The following is a 20,354-nucleotide window of genomic DNA, read 5'->3' as shown; positions in this document are numbered from 1 at the left end:
AGCAATCCAGAGTCCCTCCGCGGAGAGATTCTGGATTGCTTCGTCGCAAGAGCTCCTCGCAATGACGGCGTGGAGAGAGCCGAGCAGAAACCTCACGCCTCGCCGCGCAACCACGCTCGCACCTTCTGCAACAGGCCATGCCGCAGTTCGTCGACGGAGGCGGCCTCGACCGGTGTCAGCGTCTGCAAGGCGGCATCGATCTCGCCGGTGGCCAGCGTCGGCTCCGGCTCGAGCGGCGAAGCAAGCCCCGCCGCGGCGATCGCGATCGGGCCGACCTGGGTGAGGAAGGCGCGCTCATATTCGCGCGACAGGCGCGCGAGCGCGTCGTCCAGCGGCAACCAATCGACCGCCTTGATGTCGTTCATCAACTCCCGGACCTGGCCGCCCTCGGCCTCCATCCGCCAGAAATGCACGACCTTGGAGCGGCCGCCGGACTGATAGACCAGCGTGCCCAAGAACTCCTGGATGGCGACCTCGTGGCCGGTCTCCTCCAGCACCTCGCGATGCGCGGCCTGTTTCGGCGTCTCGCCGTCGTCGAGCTTGCCCTTGGGCAGCACCCATTCATTGCGCTTGCGCTGGCGCACGATGGCAACCAGCGGCGGCGCGCCACGCCGCAGCACAATCCCACCCGCCGCCATCACCGGCGCCCGCGCCATCACCAATCCTGCCGTGCCGACCATTCGTCCCCGCGAACGATATAAGCGCCCGACGCGGCGGAATGAAGACTAGGTCCGCCGCAGCAAGGCCTGACCCGCGCGGATCCGCGTCCCTTCCGCGATACCGTCGCAGAATGAAAAGTCTCCGGGCGCGAGGATGATGATGGTCGAGCCGTGCTCGAACCAGCCGAGCTCCTGGCCCTTGGTGACGACGACATCGCAGGGGAAATTGACCGGTCCCCTGGTCTGGGCGTTGAGCACCATGTCGAGGAAGTGCAAGCGGATGCTGGCAACCAGGATCGCCGCCACGGGCACCAGGGTCACCGCCTCGCCCGTCGACAAATGCGTGCGGATCACCGCGCGCTCGTTCTTGCAGAACAGCCGCTCGACCCGTTTCAAGGCGATCGGGTTGACGTTCCAGACGTCGCCATGGATCAGCGTCACGCGCTCGATATGCGCGTCATACGGCGCGTGGAAACGGTGATACATGCTCGAAGTCAGCCGTAGCGTGACGAAGCTGCCGTTGCGGTGCTGCTCGACCAGCGCGGGATCGCCAAGCAGGTCGAGCAGCGAATAGGGCGCGCCTTTGACCTGGAACAGCTCGGTGTCGGCGATCCGGCCATGAGCGCCGACGATGCCGTCGGAGGGGCTGGCGACGACGGAAGGATCCGGATCGAAGGGACGCAGGCCCGGCTTCAGCTCGCGGGTGAAGCAGTCGTGCAGGCTGGTGAAATGGGTCTTGCGCGCCTCCGACAGATCGAGGTCGGAGAACAGCTTCCACAGCGCGATCGAAAAATCCCGCACCAGCGGATTCCTGATCTTGGAGAACCAGCCCATGAAGCGCGTCAACGCCGCGCGGGGAATGCGGTTGGTCAGCAGGAAGTTGAGATCTTCCTGCTGGGTGAAAGAGGCGATGAGGGCTTTGACTGTCATGAATCTGTCAGCTCACGGTATTAGCGCTTGTTGTCATGGAAACGACACTCCCGATTCTCTCGATGTCCGTGGCCGCCGCAGCGTCTGCTGCCGCCGTCCTTCCGAAGATCAAGGCGCGGGTCGAATTGTCCCGCGCCAAGCATCGCTCGCTCGCCGGGCACTCCAAGATGTCGCGCCGCGTGGCAAAGCTGCTGCCGTTCTACGAGTTCGAAGGTGACAAGTATTTCGGCTGCGACGGCGCGCCCGCAAACGTGGTGACACAGCGCAAGGACGCCTTCTTCCGCCTCGCGCGCCTCTACGCGGATCGCTACCCCAAGGGCCGCGCCATGACGAAGGAGGCGGCGGAGACTATTTCGGACCTCAACTTCACCGAAAGCTACCGCGTGCCGTTCCAGTTCTCGCGCCTCGTCCGCGAGCACCTGGGCACGTCGACCTTCATGGAATCGTCCAGCGGCGTCACCGTCACCGATGTCGACGGCAACACCTCCTACGACCTCACGGGGTCCTACGGCGTCAACATCTTCGGCAACGATTTCTACAAGGAATGCATCGAGGGTTCCGAGAAGCGGGCGCATGCGCTCGGCCCGGTGCTCGGTCCCTACCATCCCGTCATCCTCGAGAACGTGCAGCGGCTCTGCCAGATCTCGGGCCTCGACGAGGTCTCGTTCCACATGTCCGGCACGGAAGCCGTGATGCAGGCGGTGCGCCTTGCGCGCTACCACACCAGGCGCACGCACCTGGTTCGTTTCGCCGGCGCCTATCACGGCTGGTGGGGCGACGTGCAGCCCGGCGTCGGCAATCCGATCCCTGCGCACGAGACCTACACGCTCTCCGAAATGTCGGAGAAGACCCTGCATGTGCTGAAGACGCGCAAGGACATCGCCTGCGTGCTGGTCAATCCGCTGCAGGGCCTGCATCCGAACGCCAACGCGCCCGGCGATTCCTCGCTGGTCGATTCCTCGCGCGGCGGCAATTTCGATCGCACCGCCTATACCGAATGGCTCAGGAAGCTGCGCGAGATCTGCGACCAGCGCGGCATCGTGTTGATCTTCGACGAGGTCTTCGTCGGCTTCCGTCTCGCCGCGGGCGGCGCCCAGGAATATTTCGGCGTCAAGGCCGACATGGTGACCTACGGCAAGAGCCTCGCCGGCGGCCTGCCGGTCGGCGTGGTCTGCGGCAAACGCGAATTGATGCGCCGCTTCCGCGACGATCGCCCCGCCGACATCTGCTTCGCCCGCGGCACCTTCAACTCGCACCCTTACGTCATGACGGCGATGGACGAGTTCCTGAGCCGGCTCGCCAGCCCGAACTTCCGCGCGATCTATGACGGCCTGGATGCGACCTGGAACGGCCGCGTCCAAAAGCTCAACAAGATGATGAGCGATGCCAAGCTGCCGGTGCAGTTCGCCAACTTCTCGTCGATCTGGACGGTGAAATACAACACCCCGTCGCGCTACAATTGGATGCTGCAATACTACCTGCGCGCCGAGGGCCTGGCGCTGAGCTGGGTCGGCACCGGCCGGCTGATTTTCAGCCTCAACTACACCGACGCCGACTTCAGTGAAGTCGCCGACCGCTTCGTCCGCGCCGCCGAGAAGATGAAGGCCGATGGCTTCTGGTGGCACGACGGCGCGCTCACCAACAAGGACATCAAGCGGCAGATTTTGAAGGAGATGCTGGCCAAGCGCTTTGGGCGCTGAGGTCTTCTCCGTCATTGCGAGCGAAGCGAAGCAATCCAGAATCCTTCTGCGGAGGGACTCTGGATTGCTTCGTCGCTGCGCTCCTCGCAATGACGGATCGATAGAGCCCTCGCCGCGGCGCCAAGCCGACTCGCAGAGAGCCCCCAAGACGTGGATGCCCGGCGCAAGGCCGGGCATGACGTAACCATCAAACATCGGAGTGTCGTGTGAGACCAGCGCGCTCAGGCGTGCTGCTCTTCGAGCACGGGCTCGGAGATGAGGCCCAGCGTGTGCTCGGGGTTGAGGTGCAGGCCGGGATCCATCAGCTCGCCGCGCATCAGGGCGAGCGGCGCGCTACGATAGAGCATCAGGTCATGGAACGGATCGGTCAGGATCTTGGTCATCCAGACGAGGCCGGTCTCGACGTCGCGGATGAAGAACAGGTGCACGGTGCGGAACAGGAGACCGCCGCCGCCGACCGCCAGCCAGATCTTGGCAACCTGCCGCACGAAGTCGGTCGCATTCGCCCAGGGCGTGAACAGGCCGAACAGCGTCGGATCGGCGAACAGCACCAGCGGCGACAGCGCCCAGATCGCCATCAGCACCACCTTGCGCTGAAGGTTGTAGCCGACCTTGATCTCTTCCTTGTACTCGTGCGTCGCCTGGTTGATGTGGTCGTAGGTGTGCGGCTCGAAGAAGAAATGACCCGCCTGGCGCGAGGTCATCGAGACCAGCCAGCCGACCAGCGCCGAGATCATGGGATCGACGAACAGCCAGACATAAGCAAACAGGAAGCTCAGCGCGCTGAGGAAGTGCAGGCTCTGATTGATGCGGCTGTGGTGATAGTAGCGATGGTCGTCCCAGCGCTGGATCCGCAGCTGCTCGAGGTAGTTCTTGATCATGCTCTCCCCCAAAATGCTTTCGGGTTCAGGATTTACAGAGATTCGATGTACGGCGTGTGACATCATCATTTTGTCATGTGACGATGTGCAGCGACGCGGTGACGCATGCGAACGCGTGAGCGACGGAACGAGCCGCCGCTCTTCCCGGCCCTCTCAGGCCGCCTTGGCGATGTCGACCTTGCGGAAGCGCACCAGCGAGAAATGACCGAGCGGCGGAATCAGGCGGCGCTCGGCGAGCTCCATGCCCTTGGCGCCGGCGAGCCATTTGGCATAACGCGACCAGGCGAACTCGGCGGTACGGAAGCCGAGCGGACGCACCACCGGCTGCAGCTTCTGCTCGATGAAACGGCGCATGCCGGTGTCGGCGCTGACGCGGGTGAGGATGATCAGCTCGCCGCCCGGACGCAGCACGCGGGCGAATTCGTCGAGCGCCTTCTCCGGATTCGGCACGGCGGTGACGACATACTGCGCCATCACGACGTCGAAGGAATTGTCGGGGAATTCGAGCTTCTCGGCGTCCATCACCGCGAGGCCCTCGACGTTCTTGAGGTTGCCCTCGCTGACGCGGCGGCGGGCCTTGTCGAGCATCGCGTCCGAAATGTCGGTGCCGAAGATGCGCAGGTTCGGGGCATAGAGCGGCAGCGAGATGCCGGTGCCGACGCCGACTTCGAGCACGCGGCCACCGATCTTGTTGGTCGCCGCGATCGCGGCCTGGCGGCCCTTGGCAAACACACCGCCGAACACGAGATCGTAAACGGGCGCCCAGCGATCATAGGCCTGCTCGACCGAGCCACGGGTGAGGTCGAGCTGCTGGGTGCCGTCAAGGTTCATGATCTTAGCCATCGATGAGGTTCTCGCTGTGGGTCAAAGTATGATCAACCGCGCACCGGCCGCTGCGCCATGCGAGGCGAAGCGCGCAAGGCGCGGCTGGGCTGAAGTGACGTGAGGTTTCCGACGAACTGACGCGCGCTGTTCTCCCAGGAGCGCTCCAGCGCGAAGTGGCGGCAGGTCTCGCGCGACATGGTGAGCGCGCGCAGGCACGCGGCGCGCAGATCCTGGTCGATCGCGCCGACCGGATGATCGGCGATGACGTCCTTCGGTCCCGTCACCGGAAACGCCGCAACCGGCGTGCCGCAGGCGAGCGCCTCGAGCTGCACCACGCCGAACGTATCGGTCAGGCTCGGGAACACGAAGACGTCGGCGGCGGCGAGATGGGCGGTGAGATCCGCGCCCTTCTTCTCGCCGAGGAAGACCACGTCAGGATATTTCTTCTCCAGCGCGGCCTTCTGCGGGCCGTCGCCGACGACGACCTTGGTGCCGGGCAGATCGAGCGAGAGGAACGACTCGAGATTCTTCTCCACCGCAACGCGGCCCATGGTCATGAAGATCGGTCGCGGCAGATCGAGCGCGGCCGGAGAATCGGGATGGAACAGCTCGGTGTTGACGCCGCGCCCCCAGAAGCCGAGCCGCTTGAAGCCACGGCCTGCGAGCTCCTGCCGCAGCGACGGCGTCGCCACCATGGTCATGGCGGCGGCATCGTGGAAGTGACGCAGCACGGCATAACCGACCGCGTCGGGGATGCCGGTTCGCACCGAAACATATTCCGGAAACCGCGTGGTGTAGGACGTCGTGAAGGCGAGGTGGTTGCGGCGGCAATAGGCCCGCGCGGCCCAGCCGATCGGCCCTTCAGTCGCGATGTGCAGCGCTTCCGGCGCGCATCTCTCGATCCGCCGCGCGATCTCTTTCGCGCTCGGCAGCGCGATGCGAATGCCCGGATAGGTCGGCAGCGGCCAGGACCTGAATCCGTCGGGCGTCAGGAAGTCGATCTCGACATCGAGGGCCTTGGCGGCGGCAGCCAGCGAGGTCAGGGTGCGGACCACACCGTTGACCTGCGGATGCCAGGCGTCAGTCGCGATTAATACCCGCATGGGGGAATCCCGAGAGTTTGATGATTCTCGGCTGAGGACCATCAACCACGGATATTTCAGGCGTGTGACGTCACAGAAGTGTCGGCGCAGTGTTTTGTTCGTTAACGAACCTGCACGGCCACGAAACTGTCATGAAACAATCCTTGCCGCGATGAAACCGTTTTCGGTTTTCCGCGCAAACGTCCCGAAACTTGTTTCCGTTAGTCGTTTAAGCAACGGAGCACCGCAACGGTGCCGGGGTGGACCTAAGAAACACCACGCAAACAGGGGCGACCAATGTTCAATCTGGACACGTTCAAGACCTATTCGCGCGCCGTTGCCGTCAGTGCAGTGGCTGTGACCGCGATCGCGTTTGCCGGCCCGGCCAAAGCCGCGCCCGTGCAGCTCTTCCCGTTCTTCCAGCCGCTGCCGATGATGACTGCGCCGCAGCCGGTTGAGCCTTACCAGCCCTATTCTGCGCCGACCTATCAGGCCGCACCATCGGAGGATCAGGACGCCGTCGAGACGCCGGCCCGCTTCCGGCGCCAGACCGTTTCGTATGCGACGCGCGAAGCGCCGGGCACCATCATCATCGATACGCCGAACACGTATCTCTATTACGTGCTCGGCAATGGCCAGGCCATCCGCTACGGCATCGGCGTCGGCCGCGACGGCTTCACCTGGTCCGGCACGCAATCGGTGACCAAGAAGGCGGAGTGGCCGGACTGGACGCCGCCGCCGGAAATGATCCAGCGCCAGCCTTATCTGCCGCGCCACATGGCCGGCGGCCCCGGCAACCCGTTGGGGGCCCGCGCCATGTATCTGGGCGGCACCGTCTACCGCATCCACGGCACCAACGCCCCCGACACGATCGGCAAGCACGTCTCCTCCGGCTGCATCCGCCTGACCAATGACGACGTCTCCGACCTCTACTCCCGCGTCAACGTCGGCACCAAGGTGATCGTGCTGCCGATGACCGAGCGCCGCGCGGAGCTTCGCTGACGCGAGGTGCGGAACAGATCGAAATGCGAACGGCCCCGGCGATGCCGGGGCCGTTTTCGTTTGGAGCTGGTGAGTGCGTCCTCCCGAGACGGGCAAGAGGTGCACTCACCCCCGCCGCGGCGAGATCAGCCGCAGCCACGCCGCTGAATGAAACGCGCTCATCAGGAGATACATCGGCACCATCCCACCCAGCGACCCTCCGTGGCCGGCGGAGCAGAGCATGTCCGCCGGGCCGCCGCCGAGCACGGCCGTCAGCACGGCCATGACCACGAAGGTCGGGCTGGCCGCAAGACCCAGCCATCGGGCGAGGCGGGATGCGGCCGCCCGGCCGTCGCGACCGCCATCGGCGGCCGCGTTGACTGAGCAGATCTCGCTCATTGCGCGCCCGGTGCGCGGAGCGCGATTTCGCCGGCGTCCGTGATCTCGACCCACTTCTTGTCGGGCTCCGCACCCGCCTCGTAGCTGTCGTTCCAGTTCCACCATTTGTAGGTCGGGCTCTTCGGGTAGCCGGGAGGCGAATCCTCCCAGGGCTCCTGGCGGCCGAGCGGGGTGATGTCGAGATAGTTCCAGGTGCCGCCCATCTGCTCGTCGCCGCGGCTCTTGATCAGATAGGTGCGGAAGATCCGCTTGCCGTCGCGGTAGAACACGTTGGTGCCGTGCCATTCGTCGACGCCGAAATCGGCATCGAAGCTGTCGGTGATGGTGACCCACGGAATGTTCCAGCCCATCCGCGCCTTCAGCCTGATGATATCGGCCTGCGGGGCCCGCGAGGCGAACACCAGCGTGGTGTCGCGGGCGTTCAAATGCGACACATGCGCCACCTGGTCGGCCACCATGGAGCAGCCGCGGCAGGCATGGTCGGGCCAGCCGAACACGCCCGGCTCGAAGAACGCCCGATAGAGGATGAGCTGCTTCCGGCCCTGGAACAGATCGAGCAGACTGGCCTTGCCCGAGGGCACCTCGAATGCGTAGGTTTTGGTCACTTCCATCCACGGCATGCGCCGGCGTTCGGCGGCGAGTGCGTCGCGGGCGCGGGTATGTGCCTTCTCCTTCACCAGCAGGACCTGACGGGCTGCCTCCCACTCCTGCGGCGAGACCACGGGCGGTGTTAGCATGGCGGTCTGTCCGTTAGTCCCTGCTTTGTCTGCTGACGTCATGATGGTTCTCCAAATCTCTCGCTCACCGCACATTGTCGGCCGTCAGCGATTTCTGGCACCGGATGGCCGTGCAGTGGGAGTAACAAGTGTGGCGGGATTTTCATGGAGTCGCTGATCACGGCCGCCGCCCGCGCGCTCGAGGCCGGCGATCCCTTGGGCGCACTGAACCGCGTCGCCCTGCGCAACGATGCGCCCTCGCTGGCGCTGCGCGGCATCGCGATGGCGCAGCTTGGCGATCTCGCCAAGGCCAAGGCGCTGCTGCGCAGCGCCGCCCGCGCCTTCGGGCCGCGAGAGGCGGTCGCGCGAGCGCGATGCGTGGTGGCCGAGGCCGAGATCGCGCTGGTCTCGCGCGACCTGAACCGGCCGGCGAAGACGTTAGCTGCGGCGCGGGCGACGCTGGCAAGTCACGGCGATCTCGCCAATGCCGCCCATGCCGGCCATATCGAGGCGCGCCGTCTGCTCCTGCTCGGACGCGTGGACGAAGCCGAGCGGACGCTGGCCGAGATCGCCGCCTGCCCGCTTCCGCCTGCGTCCCTGGTCGTGCGCGAGCTCGTGGTCGCCGGCATCGCCATCAGGCGGCTCAAATCAAAGGAGGCGCGCACAGCGCTTGACCTCGCGGCCCGCGCGGCGCGACAGGCCGATATCCCGGCGCTGGTGGCCGAGGTCGACAGCGCCAGCCTCATCCTGAATACGCCGGCCGCCCGGCTGATCGCGCGCGGCAGCGAGCACCCGCTCCTGCTCGGCGAGGTCGAGCGCCTTGCGACCTCGACAGCGCTCGTCGTCGACACCTTTCATCATGTCGTGCGCCGGCAGGGCGTCGCCGTGCCGTTGGGAACGCGCCCCGTTCTGTTCGCGCTCGCCCGTCTGCTGGCGCAGGCCTGGCCCGAAGATGTCGCGCGCGAGGCGCTGATCTCGGGCGCGTTCCAGGCAAGGCACGCCGACGAGTCGCATCGCGCCCGCCTGCGTGTCGAGATCGGACGGCTCCGCACCCAGCTCAAGCCATTGGCCGAGATCAGCGCTACGAAACAGGGCTTCGAGCTGGCGCCGCGAAAAACGCGCGACGTCATCGTGCTGGCACGCCCCGTCGAGGAGAAGCACGCCGCCGTCCTTGCCATTCTCGCCGATGGCGAGCCCTGGTCGAGCTCTGCGCTCGCGCTCGCGCTTCAAATGAGCGCACGCACGGTGCAGCGGGCGCTCGAGGAGCTGGCGCGATCGAGCAAGGTGCAGTCGTTCGGCCACGGCAGGGCGCGTCGCTGGATGACGCCGCCGGTCCCGGGTTTCCCGACAGGCTTGTTACTCCCCTCGCCGCTACTGAAAGCGTAAGATTCATTCGATCGCCGCACAGGGACCACACCATGAAACGATCAGCCGCCGAGATCATCCGAGAGTACGGCCCTTTCCCCGATATCAAGGCCGTGCACGGCGTCACCTATGACGGCAGCCATGTCTGGTTCGCGTCGGGCGGCAAGTTGAACGGCCTCGATCCCGATAGCGGCAAGATCTCACGCTCAATCGACGTCGCCGCACATGCGGGAACGGCGTTCGACGGCCGGCACCTGTTCCAGATCGCGGAGGATCGCATCCAGAAGATCGATGCGGTAAGCGGCGCGGTCGTGAGCACGATTCCCGCACCGGGCGGTGGCGGCGATTCCGGGTTGGCCTGGGCCGAAGGCTCGCTCTGGGTCGGCCAGTATCGCGAGCGCAAGATCCATCAGATCGACCCTGAAACGGGAAAGATCCTCCGCACCATCGAAAGCAAGCGCTTCGTCACGGGCGTGACCTGGGTCGACGGTGAGCTCTGGCATGGCACCTGGGAAGGCGATGACAGCGACGTCAGGCGGATCGATCCCGACACCGGCAAGGTGCTCGAGCAGCTCGACCTGCCCGCCGGGACGATGGTCTCGGGGCTGGAATCCGACGGCGGCGACCAGCTGTTCTGCGGCGGTGGCGACAGCGGCCGTGTGAGAGCGGTCCGCCGCCCCAGACGCACCCAAGAGAGCGCAAGCTAGCCTGGGCAGCCCAGCCGCCGATACGACAAAGGGAGCAACGCCGCGGCCGCGGCAATTAACCCATTTGCCGCAATTCCACCCCACAGGTGCGCTCTAGCGCCCTCCTCGCCCGCCCTGTAAAATCCCGTTGGGCGGCCTGGGGGATTGATGCGTCTGACGTTGAATTTGAAGACCGTGCTGATCGCCGTCGCGGTGCTGGCGGCATCGTTTTTCATCAGCCTGAAGGTGATGGACTGGCTGTCGCCGCGCGCGACCAACATTGCGCCGCCCATCGCGCAACTGCCGCCGCTGCCGCCTGTCTCCAAGAGCTCGATCGTGGTCGCCCCCGTCGCGATCGCGCTGTCGGCCATCCGCGACCAGGCCGAGAAGGCCTCGCCGCGCAATTTCGCCGGCAAGGCGGAGAACCCGATCTCGCAGATCCTTGAGAACGCCGATATCGGCTGGACCGCCACCCGCGGGCCGATGTCGGCGAGCGGCGACAAGGACGTGCTGACGCTGTCGACGCCGATCACCGGCAAGCTGAACGTCACGGGCTCGCTGTCGTCGAAGGCCACCGGCGCACTCGGCGATGCCCTCGGCAGCGTGCTCGGCGGCGACGCGGCGAAACGGATCGGCGCAATCAACATCAAGAACCTGAATGCCAGCGCCGAAATCAAGGGCAGCGTCGTCGTCACCTCGCGCCCGAAGCTCGCGGCCGCCTGGCATCTCGAACCCAATCTCGGCGCGCAGGTCAATCTCGGCGACACCAACGTCAACGTCGCCGGCGCCAGGGTCAACGTGCCGGCGCAGGTCAAGCCGCTGATCGACAAGACGGTCGACGAGCAACTCAACGTCGTCGCCGAGCGCATCCGCAACGACCCCAGCCTGCGCGAGAACGCCAGGGTGCAATGGGCCAAGGCCTGCCGCTCGATCCCGCTGCAGGGCACCGGCTCCTCGGCCGCACTGCCGCCGCTCTGGCTCGAGATGAAGCCGACCCGTGCGATCGCGGCGCAGCCGCGCGTCGATGCGCAGGCCGTGACTTTGCTGCTTGGCCTCGAGGCCGAGACGCGCGTGACCTCGACCCCGACCAAGCCGGACTGCCCGTTCCCCGACAAGATCTCGATCGTGCCGCCGACCGGCACCGGCGTGAACATCGGCGTGCCCATCGACGTGCCCTTCACCGAAATCAACAAGCTGATCGCGGCCCAATTGGTCGGCCATACCTATCCCGAGGACGGCTCCGGTCCGGTCGAGGTCACCGTGAAGAGCGTCAACGTGATTCCTTCGGGCGATCGCCTGCTGATCTCCCTCCTGGTGCGCGCCAAGGAAAAGAAGAGCTGGCTCGGCTTGGGCGCCGAGGCGACCGTGCACATCTGGGGCCGGCCGATGCTCGACGAGGCGCAGCAGACGCTGCGGCTCGCCGACATCCAGCTCGCGGTCGAATCCGAGGCGGCCTTCGGGCTGCTCGGTGCCGCCGCCCGCGCGGTGGTGCCGCAGATGCAGCAGGCGCTGGTGCAGAAGGCGACGCTCGACCTGAAGCCGATCGCCGCCAACGCGCGCGAGAAGATCGCGGCCGCGATCGCCGAATACCAGAAGAGCGAGGACGGCCTCAAGGTCGAGGCAAAGATCGATAGCCTCACGCTGGCCGACATCGCCTTCGATTCCAAGACGCTGCGCGTGGTTGCGGAAGCCGGCGGTACGCTCAACGTGTACGTGACCAAGCTGTCGGGAATGTAGCGCGCAGTCATGCATGGAATCGGCGCAACCCCTTAGCGCTTGCGCCGCTGGCATTCTCGTTGGAGGATGCTAAGCTGTTTCTCGCAACCTCCAACGGGGTGCCGAGAGTATTGCAGGGGACATCGCGAGGAATCATGGAAGCCGGCATCGTCACATCCGCGCCGGCGCTGGTGCGCTTTTCCGGCATCCAGAAGACCTATGATGGCGAGCACCTCGTGGTGAAGAACCTCGATCTCGACATCAGGAAGGGCGAGTTCGTCACCCTGCTCGGCCCGTCGGGCTCGGGCAAGACGACGACGTTGATGATGCTGGCCGGCTTCGAGGTCCCGACCCAGGGCGAGATTTATATTGCAGACCGCCCGATCAAGAACATGCCGCCGCACAAGCGCGACATCGGCATGGTGTTCCAGAACTATGCCCTGTTTCCGCACCTGACGATCGAGGAGAACGTCGCCTTCCCGCTCTCCGTCCGCAAGACCAGCAAGGCGGAAACGCAGGAGCGCGTCAAGGCGGCGCTGCGGATGATCAAGATGGAAACCATGGCGCAGCGGCGGCCCGGGCAGCTGTCCGGCGGCCAGCAGCAGCGCGTGGCACTCGCCCGCGCGCTGGTGTTCAACCCGCAGCTCGTGCTGATGGACGAGCCGCTCGGCGCGCTGGACAAGCGGCTGCGCGAGCAGATGCAGCTGGAGATCAAGCAGCTGCACGAGACCATGGGCATCACCGTCGTCTACGTCACCCACGATCAGAGCGAAGCGCTCACCATGTCGGACCGCATCGCCGTGTTCAACGACGGCATCGTGCAGCAGATCGACAGGCCGGACGCGCTTTACGAGCATCCGGTGAACAGCTTCGTCGCCAATTTCGTCGGCGAGAACAACGTGCTCTCGGGCACCGTCGAGACAACAGACAAGGACTATTGCCGCGTCGCGCTGGCCGGTGGCGGCACCGTCACGGCCCGTGCGGTCAACGTGTCAGGCGCGGGCGCTGCGACCTCACTGTCGGTGCGGCCGGAGCGGATCGCCATTATCCCGGACGGCGCTTCCAGCGATGGACCGAACCGGCTGCCGGCCAAGGTGCAAAATACCATCTATCTCGGCGACCACGCGCTGGCCGTGCTCGATGTCGCGGGGAATGGCGAATTCATGGTCAAGCTGCAGCCGGGCGCGCATGACAGCCTGAGCCCCGGTGAAAGCGTCTTCGTTACCTTCCGTCCCGAGGACTGCCTCGCGCTCGACCCTGTTTGATTGATTGATCGATCGACCTCAACGCAACTCACTTGAAGAAGGAACAAGGACCATGCTGAAGCGCAAGATTGCTCTGGGTTTCATCGCGGCGCTCGGCGCCAGCGCGGCGTTGGCCACATCAGCGCAGGCGCGTGACCTCACCGTCGTGTCGTGGGGCGGCGCGTATCAGGATGCGCAGAAGAAGGTTTATTTCGAGCCGTTCAAGAAGGCATCGGGCGTTGCCATGAACGACGAGTCCTGGGACGGCGGTGTCGGCGTGTTGCGCGCCAAGGTGCAGGGTGGCGCCGCCACCTGGGACGTCGTCCAGGTCGAGAGCGACGAGCTCGCGGTCGGCTGCGAAGAAGGCCTGTACGAGAAGCTGGACTATTCCAAGATCGGCGGCGAGGGCGCCTATATCAAGCCGTCCGTCAATCCCTGCGGCGTCGGCGCCATCCTCTATGATTTCGTGCTCGGCTACGACAAGGACAAGCTGAAGGAAGCACCCAAGGGATGGGCCGACTTCTTCGACACCAAGAAGTTTCCGGGCAAGCGCGCCTTGCGCCAGGGCCCGAAGACCACGCTCGAGATCGCCCTCATGGCCGACGGCGTCCCGCCGCAGGACGTCTACAAGGTGCTGGCGACCGACGAGGGCGTCGATCGCGCCTTCAAGAAGCTCGACACCATCAAGGGCGACCTCGTCTGGTGGAAGGCCGGCGCCCAGCCGCCGCAATTGCTCGCGTCCGGCGAAGTGGCGATGACCTCGGTCTACAATGGGCGCATCGACACCGCGAACAAGAACGAGAAGAAGAACTTCGGCATGGTGTGGGACGGCGCGCTGTTCACGCTCGACAGCTGGGTCATCCTGAAGGGCAGCCCGAACAAGGACGCCGCCTACAAGTTCCTGGACTTCGCGGGCAAGGCTGAGAACCAGTCCAAGCTGTCGGAGAACATTGCCTACGGCACCTCCAACAAGGACGCCGCCGCCATGATCCAGCCGGCCGTGCTGAAGGATCTGCCGACCGCGCCTGACAACATCAAGAACGCGGTCGAGATCAACGTGCCCTTCTGGCTCGAGAACATCGACAAGCTGACCGAACGCTTCAACAAATGGGCCGCGAAATAACACGACCGTACCGCAGAGGCGGAGGGGCGCGCCCCTTCGCCGTGCCTTTTGCTTGAATTGATCCCGCGATGACAGCAGCGTCCCTGACTGACGCCGATGCGAAGACCAGCGTGCCGCTCAAGCGCCGCCTGAAACGGGCGGAGCGCGCGCGCCAGCTCAAGGCGTTCGCGCTGGTCGGGCCGCTGCTGCTGTTTCTGCTGTTCACCTTCGCCGGGCCCATCGCAGGCATGCTGTGGCACGCGGTCGATGACCGCGAGGTGCGCCAGGTTCTGCCGCAAACCGTCGCGTCTCTCGCCGGCTGGGACGGCAAGGATCTGCCGGACGAGAAGACCTATGCGGCCCTGGCAGGCGACCTCCAGGCAGCGCGCGCCGCCGGCACCATTGCGATCGCCGCCAAGCGGCTCAATTACGCGCTGAACGGCTTTCGCACCATCCTGATCAGCACCGCGCGCAATCTCAAGGCGATGCCCGAGCCCGGCACCGCAAAAGAAGCGCTGGGCAAGATCAACCCGGCATGGCGCGAACGCGCGACCTGGACGACGATCAGGGATGCCAGCGGTCCGGTCACCGGCTTCTATCTTCTGGGAGCGCTCGACCTTGTCAGGAACGCGGACGGCGCGATCGTCGCAGCCCCGCCGGATCAGGCCATCTATCGCGAGGTTTTCGCGCGCACGTTCCTGATTAGCCTCGGTGTCACGGTGCTCTGCCTGATCCTCGGCTTTCCGGTCGCCTATTTGCTGGCAACGCTGCCGCCGGGCCGGTCGAACCTCCTGATGATCTTCGTGCTGCTGCCGTTCTGGACCTCGCTTCTGGTCCGAACCTGCGCCTGGATCGTGCTGTTGCAAAGCAAGGGCGTCGTCAACGACAGCCTGCGCTGGCTCGGCATCATCGACGAGCCCCTGCGCCTGATCTACAACCGCTTCGGTGTTTGCGTGGCGATGACCCACGTGCTGCTGCCGTTCATGATCCTGCCGCTGTACAGCAGCATGAAGGCGATCTCGCCGGCCTACATGCGCGCCGCCGCCTCGCTCGGCGCAGCGCCCGTCACCGCTTTCTTGAGGGTCTATCTCCCGCAAACCCTGCCCGGCATCGGCGCGGGAAGCCTGCTCGTCTTCATCCTGGCGCTCGGCTACTACATCACACCGGCCCTGGTCGGCGGCGCCGCCGACCAGATGATCAGCTATTTCATCGCGCTCTACACCACCGAAACCGCCAATTGGGGCCTCGCTTCGGCGCTGGGAGCGGTGCTGCTGCTCGCCACCGTGCTGCTCGCGCTGGTCTATGGCAAGCTGGTGCAGGGCCAGCAGGTGACGGGAGGGATGAAGAATTGAGCGACGCCTCCCTCCGCACGCCCAGCCAGCGCATCGCGTGGATCGGAACCATCGTCATCTCGACCCTGGTGTTCATCTTCCTGATCGCGCCGATCCTGGCGATCATGCCGCTGTCCTTCAGCTCGGGCTCCTATCTCACCTATCCGCTGCCGGGATTCTCGTTCCGCTGGTACAACGACTTCATCAGTTCACCGCGCTGGATGAATGCGCTGAAGAACAGCATGATCATCGGCGTGGCCTCGACGCTGCTGTCCATGGTTCTGGGCACGCTGGCCGCCCTTGGGCTCGCGCAGTGGAAGAGCCGGTTCAAGCCGCTGGTGCTGGCGTTCGTGCTATCGCCGGTGGTGGTGCCCGGCGTGATCACCGCAGTCGGTCTCTATTTCTTCTTCGCGCCGATTGGCCTCACCGGCAGCTATCTCGGCCTGATCCTGGCTCACACTGCGCTCGCGACGCCCTTTGTGGTGATCACCGTCGGCGCGACGCTGCAAAGCTTCGACACCAACCTCGCCCGCGCCGCCGCCTCGCTCGGCGCCTCGCCGCTCGAGGCGTTCCGCCGTGTGATCCTGCCGCTGATCCTGCCGGGCCTCGCGTCGGGCGCCCTGTTCGCCTTCGCGACCAGCTTCGACGAGGTCGTGATCGTGCTGTTCATGGCGGGGCCCGAGCAACGCACCCTGCCGCGCGAAATGTTCAGCGGCATCCGCGAGAACATCAGCCCGACCATCACGGCCGCCGCGGTGATCCTGACGACGGTCTCGGTGATCCTGCTCGCCACGCTGGAGGGCTTGCGTCGGCGCAACGAGCGGCTGAAGGGCGAGGGCACTTAACCACCCTCCGCTGTCATTCCGGGGCGCGCGCAGCGCGAGCCCGGAATCCATCGGGCCGCAGCGACGGTGGATGAATGGATTCCGGGCTCGCGCCCAAGGGGGGCGCGCCCCGGAATGACGCAGAGCCCTACCTATTTTCCCACCCCACATCCCATCTCCCCGCCTTTGCCCGCGCGTCGATTTGTGGCTAGAACAGTCCCCGCAACAAAGCCCAAACAACAACGCCAAGGGAGAAACTCCATGCACAAACTCATCGCCGCGGTCGCGGCCGGTCTCGCCGTCGCCGCAAGCAGCGGCACGGCGCAGGCGCAGATTTCCGACAACGTCGTCAAGCTCGGCGTGCTCACGGACATGTCGAGCCTCTACGCCGACGCGACCGGGAAGGGTTCGCTGGCCGCCGTCGAGATGGCCGTCGCCGATTACGGCGGCAAGGTCGCGGGCGTGCCGATCCAGGTCGTGTCCGCCGACCACCAGAACAAGCCCGACGTCGGCGTCAACATCGCCCGCAACTGGTACGACAACGAGAAGGTGGACGCCGTCCTGGACGTGCCGACCTCCTCGGTCGCGCTGCCGATCTCGGCGCTGACGCGCGAGAAGAACAAGATCAACCTCAATTCCGGCGGCGGCTCGTCCGACATCACCGGCGTCGCCTGCTCGCCCAACACAGTGCACTGGACCTACGACACCTACGCGCTGTCGAACGTCGCCGGCAAGGCGATGGTCAAGCGCGGCGAGGACACCTGGTTCTTCGTCACGGCCGACTACGCCTTCGGCCAGGCGCTCGAGCGCGACGCCGCCAACGTGGTCAAGGAGAGCGGCGGCAAGGTGCTCGGCGACGTTCGCCATCCGCTCAACTCGTCGGACTTCTCGTCCTTCCTGCTGCAGGCCCAGGCCTCGAAGGCCAAGGTGGTCGCGCTGGCGAATGCCGGCGGCGACACCACCAATGCGCTGAAGCAGGCTGCCGAATTCGGCCTGACCCAGGGCGGCCAGAAGATGATCGCGCTGCTCATGGAAATCACCGACGTTCACTCGCTCGGCATCAAGGCGACGCAAGGCCTGATCATCACCGACGCGTTCTATTGGGACACCAACGACGAGACCCGCGCCTTCTCCAAGCGCTTCAACGAGAAGGTCGGCCACATGCCGACGATGATCCAGGCCGGCCTCTATTCGGCCACCATGCACTATCTCAAGGCGATCGAGGCCATCAAGACCGACGAAGCGCCGAAGGTGATGGAGCAGATGCGCAAGACGCCGGTGAATGACTTCTTCGCCAAGAACGGCAAGATCCGGATCGACGGCCGCATGGTCCACGACATGAATCTGTACGAAGTGAAGAAGCCCGAGGAGTCCAAGGGCGAGTGGGACCTCTACAAGCTGATCGCCACCGTGCCCGGCGACGAAGCCTTCCGCCCGCTCGACAAGGGCGGCTGCCCGCTGGTGAAGTGAGGCGGGCTCTATCCTCCGTCATTGCGAGCGCAGCGAAGCAATCCAGAAATGCATCCGCGGAGATAGCTCTGGATTGCTTCGTCGCCAGAACAAAATCGCTTCGCATTTTGTGCTGGCTACTCGCAATGACGAAAGACACGACAGCGCGCCCGGAGAAAACCGGGCGCGCTTCGATTAAGCAATCACGTGGTCTAGGTTACTCCGAGTACTTGAACTCGGGCATGGCCTTCAGCTGATCCTTGGTCGCGTTGAACACGGCGTGATCAGGATACCACTTCGACGAGGACGAGGTCGTGGTCGTGGTCGTCTTGGTCTCGGTGGTGCCGGTCGCCGCGCCAGTGGTCGTGCCGGCGGGCTTGGCGTTCGGGTTCGTGCCGGTGTAGGCCACCGCCTCGTTGACGAATTTCAGCTTCTCGTAGGGCACGGCGACGAGATGCTCGCCCATGCCGAGGAAGCCGCCGACGCCGATCACGGCGATCTTGATGTTGCCGCTCTTGTCCATCAGCAGGTCGTTGATCGAGCCGATGTTCTCGTTGGCCTCGTTGTAGACCTTGACGCCGTCCATCTTCGAGGTCCGCCATTCACCCGACGCGCTCGTCGTCGTTGTGGTCGCGGTCGAAGCGGTTGGCGACTTCTCGGTGGCAGCGGGATTTTGCGCAAACGCAACGGTCGCAAGCAAAGCGGTGCCGGCAAGGCCGGCGGCGATCGATTTCATCAACATTGTTGTCCTCTCCTTCAGCAGAAAACTTGTGCGGAGAGAACAGCGACGGACACGCACAGTTCCTCGCGTGCGGCAATTTCGTGCGCCATTGCGGCGTTGCGCCGCGACGAAAGGTTCCTGGAACGTGCGAGACGCACAGTTCCCCGCCGACGATCATGCGCCCTGGGATGAAGCATGTTCGCGGCGAGGAACGCGCCGACCTGCGTCGCTCAGGTCAGCTCTTGTAGTCGATCAGGAGCGCGGAGATGTCCGTGCCGGTCGCGCTCGTCGCGCTGCCGTTGGCGCCGTATGACGAGTTCGACGAAGACTGCGACTGCTGCAGCGCCTGAAGAAACTGCTCGAGGATCTTCGCCGTGCTGCTGTCGGTCGAGCTGCTGCTCGCCGGGTCCGTCGACGACGTCGAAGAATCCGAAGAGCCGTCGTCCGAGGGCGGCGGACCGGGAGGCGGGCCGCCGGCACCGCCGGGACCGCCCGGTCCCTTGGCGAAGGCAGACTGAAACACGCCTTTCAGCTCATCGGCCTGGCTCGACGTCAGCGTGCCGTTCGAGACCTCGTTGGAGATGAGGTCGTCGATCTTGGATTTCAGGCCGTCCTTGGACGGCTTGGTGCCGCTGGATTGATCGCTGGACCGGCTCTGCTGGAGCGCCGTATCGATGTCCTGCAGGGCGGTCGTGAGAGTGGATTGATCGGACGACGAGATCGTGCCGTCCGACACCTCTGATTGCAATTCCTGCTGTAGCCGCTGAAGCGGCGATTGGTAATTACTGGCGGAGGCCGCCGAAATCGAAGTCATTGAGTGCACCGTGGTTTTTGCGGGGTTTCGTACGCAACTGCGCCACGGTATGGTTAACGGGCTTAACGAGAGCTTGCCGCACGACGACGCCGTCGTTGCGAGGTGTTGCGAAAATTCGCCCGGAAACACACTGAAACAATAAACTTCGCCTTTTGGCCCGAATCTTGGACAAACAAGGCCCATGGCCATTCCTTCTCCCAACATCCTGGTCGTCGAGGACGATCGCGAAACCCGGACGTTGATTGCGAAATATCTGCGCAACAACTCCTGCAACGTCACCGCCGTGAGCGATGGCCGCGAGATGTCGCGTGCCATGGCCGACCACCGCGTTGATCTCATCATCCTCGACGTCATGCTGCCCGGCGAAGACGGCCTCAGCCTGTGCCGGAAGGTGCGCTCCGAGGCGCAGACGCCGATCATTCATGCTGACGGCCCGCGGCGAGGACGTCGACCGCATCGTCGGCCTGGAGATGGGCGCGGACGACTACCTGCCGAAGCCGTTCAATCCGCGCGAGCTGCTCGCCCGCATCAACGCGGTGCTGCGGCGTCAGGCCTCCGCACAGGCCGCAAGCTCCATCGAGGGCGCCTCGACACTCTCCTTCGAAGGCTGGCGCATCGATTTGCGCCTGCGCGAGCTGCGCAATCCGGAAGGCGCCCGCGTCGCGGTGACCAGCGCCGAGTTCGACCTGCTCAGGACGTTCTGCGAGCGTCCCGGCCGCGTGCTGTCGCGCGACAGCCTGCTCGACCTCACGCAAGGCCGCAACACCGGTTCGTTCGAGCGCTCCATCGACGTGCTGGTCAGCCGCATCCGCCGCAAGATCGAGCCCAACCCGGCCGATCCCATCATGATCAAGACGGTGCGTTCCGGCGGCTACCTGTTTACGCCCAGAACGGAAGCGGTTGCCGCGCCCCCGAGCAACTAAAGGGGC

Annotated in this window: 19 protein-coding genes and 1 pseudogene; 11 read left to right on the top strand and 9 right to left on the bottom strand. The window is 65.1% G+C overall.

Annotation, left to right across the window (positions count from 1 at the left end; genetic code table 11):
• Positions 1-92 precede the first annotated feature (92 nt).
• Complete coding sequence (locus XH91_RS08965; protein ID WP_128950251.1) at positions 93-656, bottom strand: NUDIX hydrolase; 564 nt, start codon at positions 654-656, stop codon at positions 93-95.
• 69 nt (positions 657-725) lie between these two features.
• Positions 726-1,589 carry an archaetidylserine decarboxylase gene (gene asd, locus XH91_RS08960; RefSeq protein ID WP_128950250.1) on the bottom strand — a complete coding sequence of 288 codons (864 nt, stop codon included), beginning with the start codon at positions 1,587-1,589 and terminating at the stop codon, positions 726-728.
• Between the two features lie 35 nt (positions 1,590-1,624).
• On the opposite strand from asd, the gene XH91_RS08955 reads away from it, so the two are divergent.
• Positions 1,625-3,289, top strand: coding sequence for an aminotransferase class III-fold pyridoxal phosphate-dependent enzyme (locus tag XH91_RS08955; protein WP_128950249.1), 1,665 nt, complete (start codon positions 1,625-1,627; stop codon positions 3,287-3,289).
• Positions 3,290-3,510: 221 nt separating this feature from the next.
• On the opposite strand, the gene XH91_RS08950 is transcribed toward XH91_RS08955, so the two are convergent.
• From XH91_RS08950 to XH91_RS08940, 3 genes are all read right to left on the bottom strand, one after another.
• On the bottom strand, positions 3,511-4,170 hold the full coding sequence (locus XH91_RS08950) for a hypothetical protein (protein WP_128950248.1): 660 nt from the start codon (positions 4,168-4,170) through the stop codon (positions 3,511-3,513).
• A gap of 153 nt (positions 4,171-4,323) precedes the next feature.
• On the bottom strand, positions 4,324-5,013 hold the full coding sequence (locus tag XH91_RS08945) for a class I SAM-dependent methyltransferase (protein WP_128950247.1): 690 nt from the start codon (positions 5,011-5,013) through the stop codon (positions 4,324-4,326).
• 32 nt (positions 5,014-5,045) lie between these two features.
• Positions 5,046-6,098 (bottom strand): glycosyltransferase family 4 protein, encoded by a 1,053-nt coding sequence (locus tag XH91_RS08940; RefSeq protein ID WP_164933978.1) that lies wholly within the window; start codon positions 6,096-6,098, stop codon positions 5,046-5,048.
• A gap of 276 nt (positions 6,099-6,374) precedes the next feature.
• On the opposite strand from XH91_RS08940, the gene XH91_RS08935 reads away from it, so the two are divergent.
• Positions 6,375-7,079: a L,D-transpeptidase gene (locus XH91_RS08935; RefSeq protein WP_128950245.1), complete on the top strand. Its 705-nt coding sequence runs from the start codon at positions 6,375-6,377 to the stop codon at positions 7,077-7,079.
• Positions 7,080-7,184: 105 nt separating this feature from the next.
• On the opposite strand, the gene XH91_RS08930 is transcribed toward XH91_RS08935, so the two are convergent.
• Positions 7,185-7,457: a hypothetical protein gene (locus XH91_RS08930; RefSeq protein ID WP_128950244.1), complete on the bottom strand. Its 273-nt coding sequence runs from the start codon at positions 7,455-7,457 to the stop codon at positions 7,185-7,187.
• The gene (locus XH91_RS08925) at positions 7,454-8,236 is read right to left on the bottom strand and encodes a DUF899 domain-containing protein (RefSeq protein WP_164933977.1); all 783 of its coding nucleotides are present in this window, start codon (positions 8,234-8,236) and stop codon (positions 7,454-7,456) included. Before XH91_RS08925 ends, XH91_RS08930 begins: the two co-directional genes overlap by 4 nt.
• A 102-nt stretch (positions 8,237-8,338) precedes the next feature.
• Here XH91_RS08925 and XH91_RS08920 point away from each other — a divergent pair, with 102 nt between their 5' ends.
• From XH91_RS08920 to XH91_RS08885, 8 genes are all read left to right on the top strand, one after another.
• Complete coding sequence (locus tag XH91_RS08920) at positions 8,339-9,559, top strand: helix-turn-helix domain-containing protein (RefSeq protein WP_128950243.1); 1,221 nt, start codon at positions 8,339-8,341, stop codon at positions 9,557-9,559.
• Positions 9,560-9,591: 32 nt separating this feature from the next.
• Entirely contained in the window at positions 9,592-10,245 is a 654-nt protein-coding gene (locus tag XH91_RS08915) for a Vgb family protein (RefSeq protein WP_128950242.1), read from the top strand.
• A gap of 147 nt (positions 10,246-10,392) precedes the next feature.
• Positions 10,393-11,961, top strand: a complete 1,569-nt coding sequence (locus tag XH91_RS08910) for a DUF4403 family protein (RefSeq protein ID WP_128950241.1) — start codon at positions 10,393-10,395, stop codon at positions 11,959-11,961.
• Between the two features lie 134 nt (positions 11,962-12,095).
• Positions 12,096-13,205: an ABC transporter ATP-binding protein gene (locus tag XH91_RS08905; RefSeq protein ID WP_128950240.1), complete on the top strand. Its 1,110-nt coding sequence runs from the start codon at positions 12,096-12,098 to the stop codon at positions 13,203-13,205.
• A gap of 52 nt (positions 13,206-13,257) precedes the next feature.
• Complete coding sequence (locus tag XH91_RS08900) at positions 13,258-14,307, top strand: ABC transporter substrate-binding protein (RefSeq protein WP_128950239.1); 1,050 nt, start codon at positions 13,258-13,260, stop codon at positions 14,305-14,307.
• 68 nt (positions 14,308-14,375) lie between these two features.
• Positions 14,376-15,638, top strand: a complete 1,263-nt coding sequence (locus XH91_RS08895) for an ABC transporter permease (protein ID WP_128950238.1) — start codon at positions 14,376-14,378, stop codon at positions 15,636-15,638.
• Positions 15,635-16,462, top strand: a complete 828-nt coding sequence (locus tag XH91_RS08890) for an ABC transporter permease (protein ID WP_164933976.1) — start codon at positions 15,635-15,637, stop codon at positions 16,460-16,462. Before XH91_RS08895 ends, XH91_RS08890 begins: the two co-directional genes overlap by 4 nt.
• Positions 16,463-16,702: 240 nt before the next feature.
• Positions 16,703-17,911 carry an ABC transporter substrate-binding protein gene (locus XH91_RS08885; protein WP_128950237.1) on the top strand — a complete coding sequence of 403 codons (1,209 nt, stop codon included), beginning with the start codon at positions 16,703-16,705 and terminating at the stop codon, positions 17,909-17,911.
• A 196-nt stretch (positions 17,912-18,107) separates the two neighbouring features.
• On the opposite strand, the gene XH91_RS08880 is transcribed toward XH91_RS08885, so the two are convergent.
• Positions 18,108-18,632, bottom strand: a complete 525-nt coding sequence (locus tag XH91_RS08880; protein ID WP_128950236.1) for a PRC-barrel domain-containing protein — start codon at positions 18,630-18,632, stop codon at positions 18,108-18,110.
• Positions 18,633-18,846: 214 nt separating this feature from the next.
• Positions 18,847-19,425 carry a hypothetical protein gene (locus tag XH91_RS08875; protein WP_128954774.1) on the bottom strand — a complete coding sequence of 193 codons (579 nt, stop codon included), beginning with the start codon at positions 19,423-19,425 and terminating at the stop codon, positions 18,847-18,849.
• 181 nt (positions 19,426-19,606) lie between these two features.
• Between XH91_RS08875 and XH91_RS08870 the strand changes: the two are divergent.
• Positions 19,607-20,348, top strand: a pseudogene (locus XH91_RS08870) (response regulator).
• Positions 20,349-20,354: the final 6 nt, after the last annotated feature.

The sequence above is a fragment of the Bradyrhizobium guangzhouense genome, assembly GCF_004114955.1.
Lineage (GTDB): Bacteria > Pseudomonadota > Alphaproteobacteria > Rhizobiales > Xanthobacteraceae > Bradyrhizobium > Bradyrhizobium guangzhouense.
The sequence above is the reverse complement of the archived record's forward strand: the minus strand, read 5'-3'. Positions and strand labels throughout refer to the sequence as shown.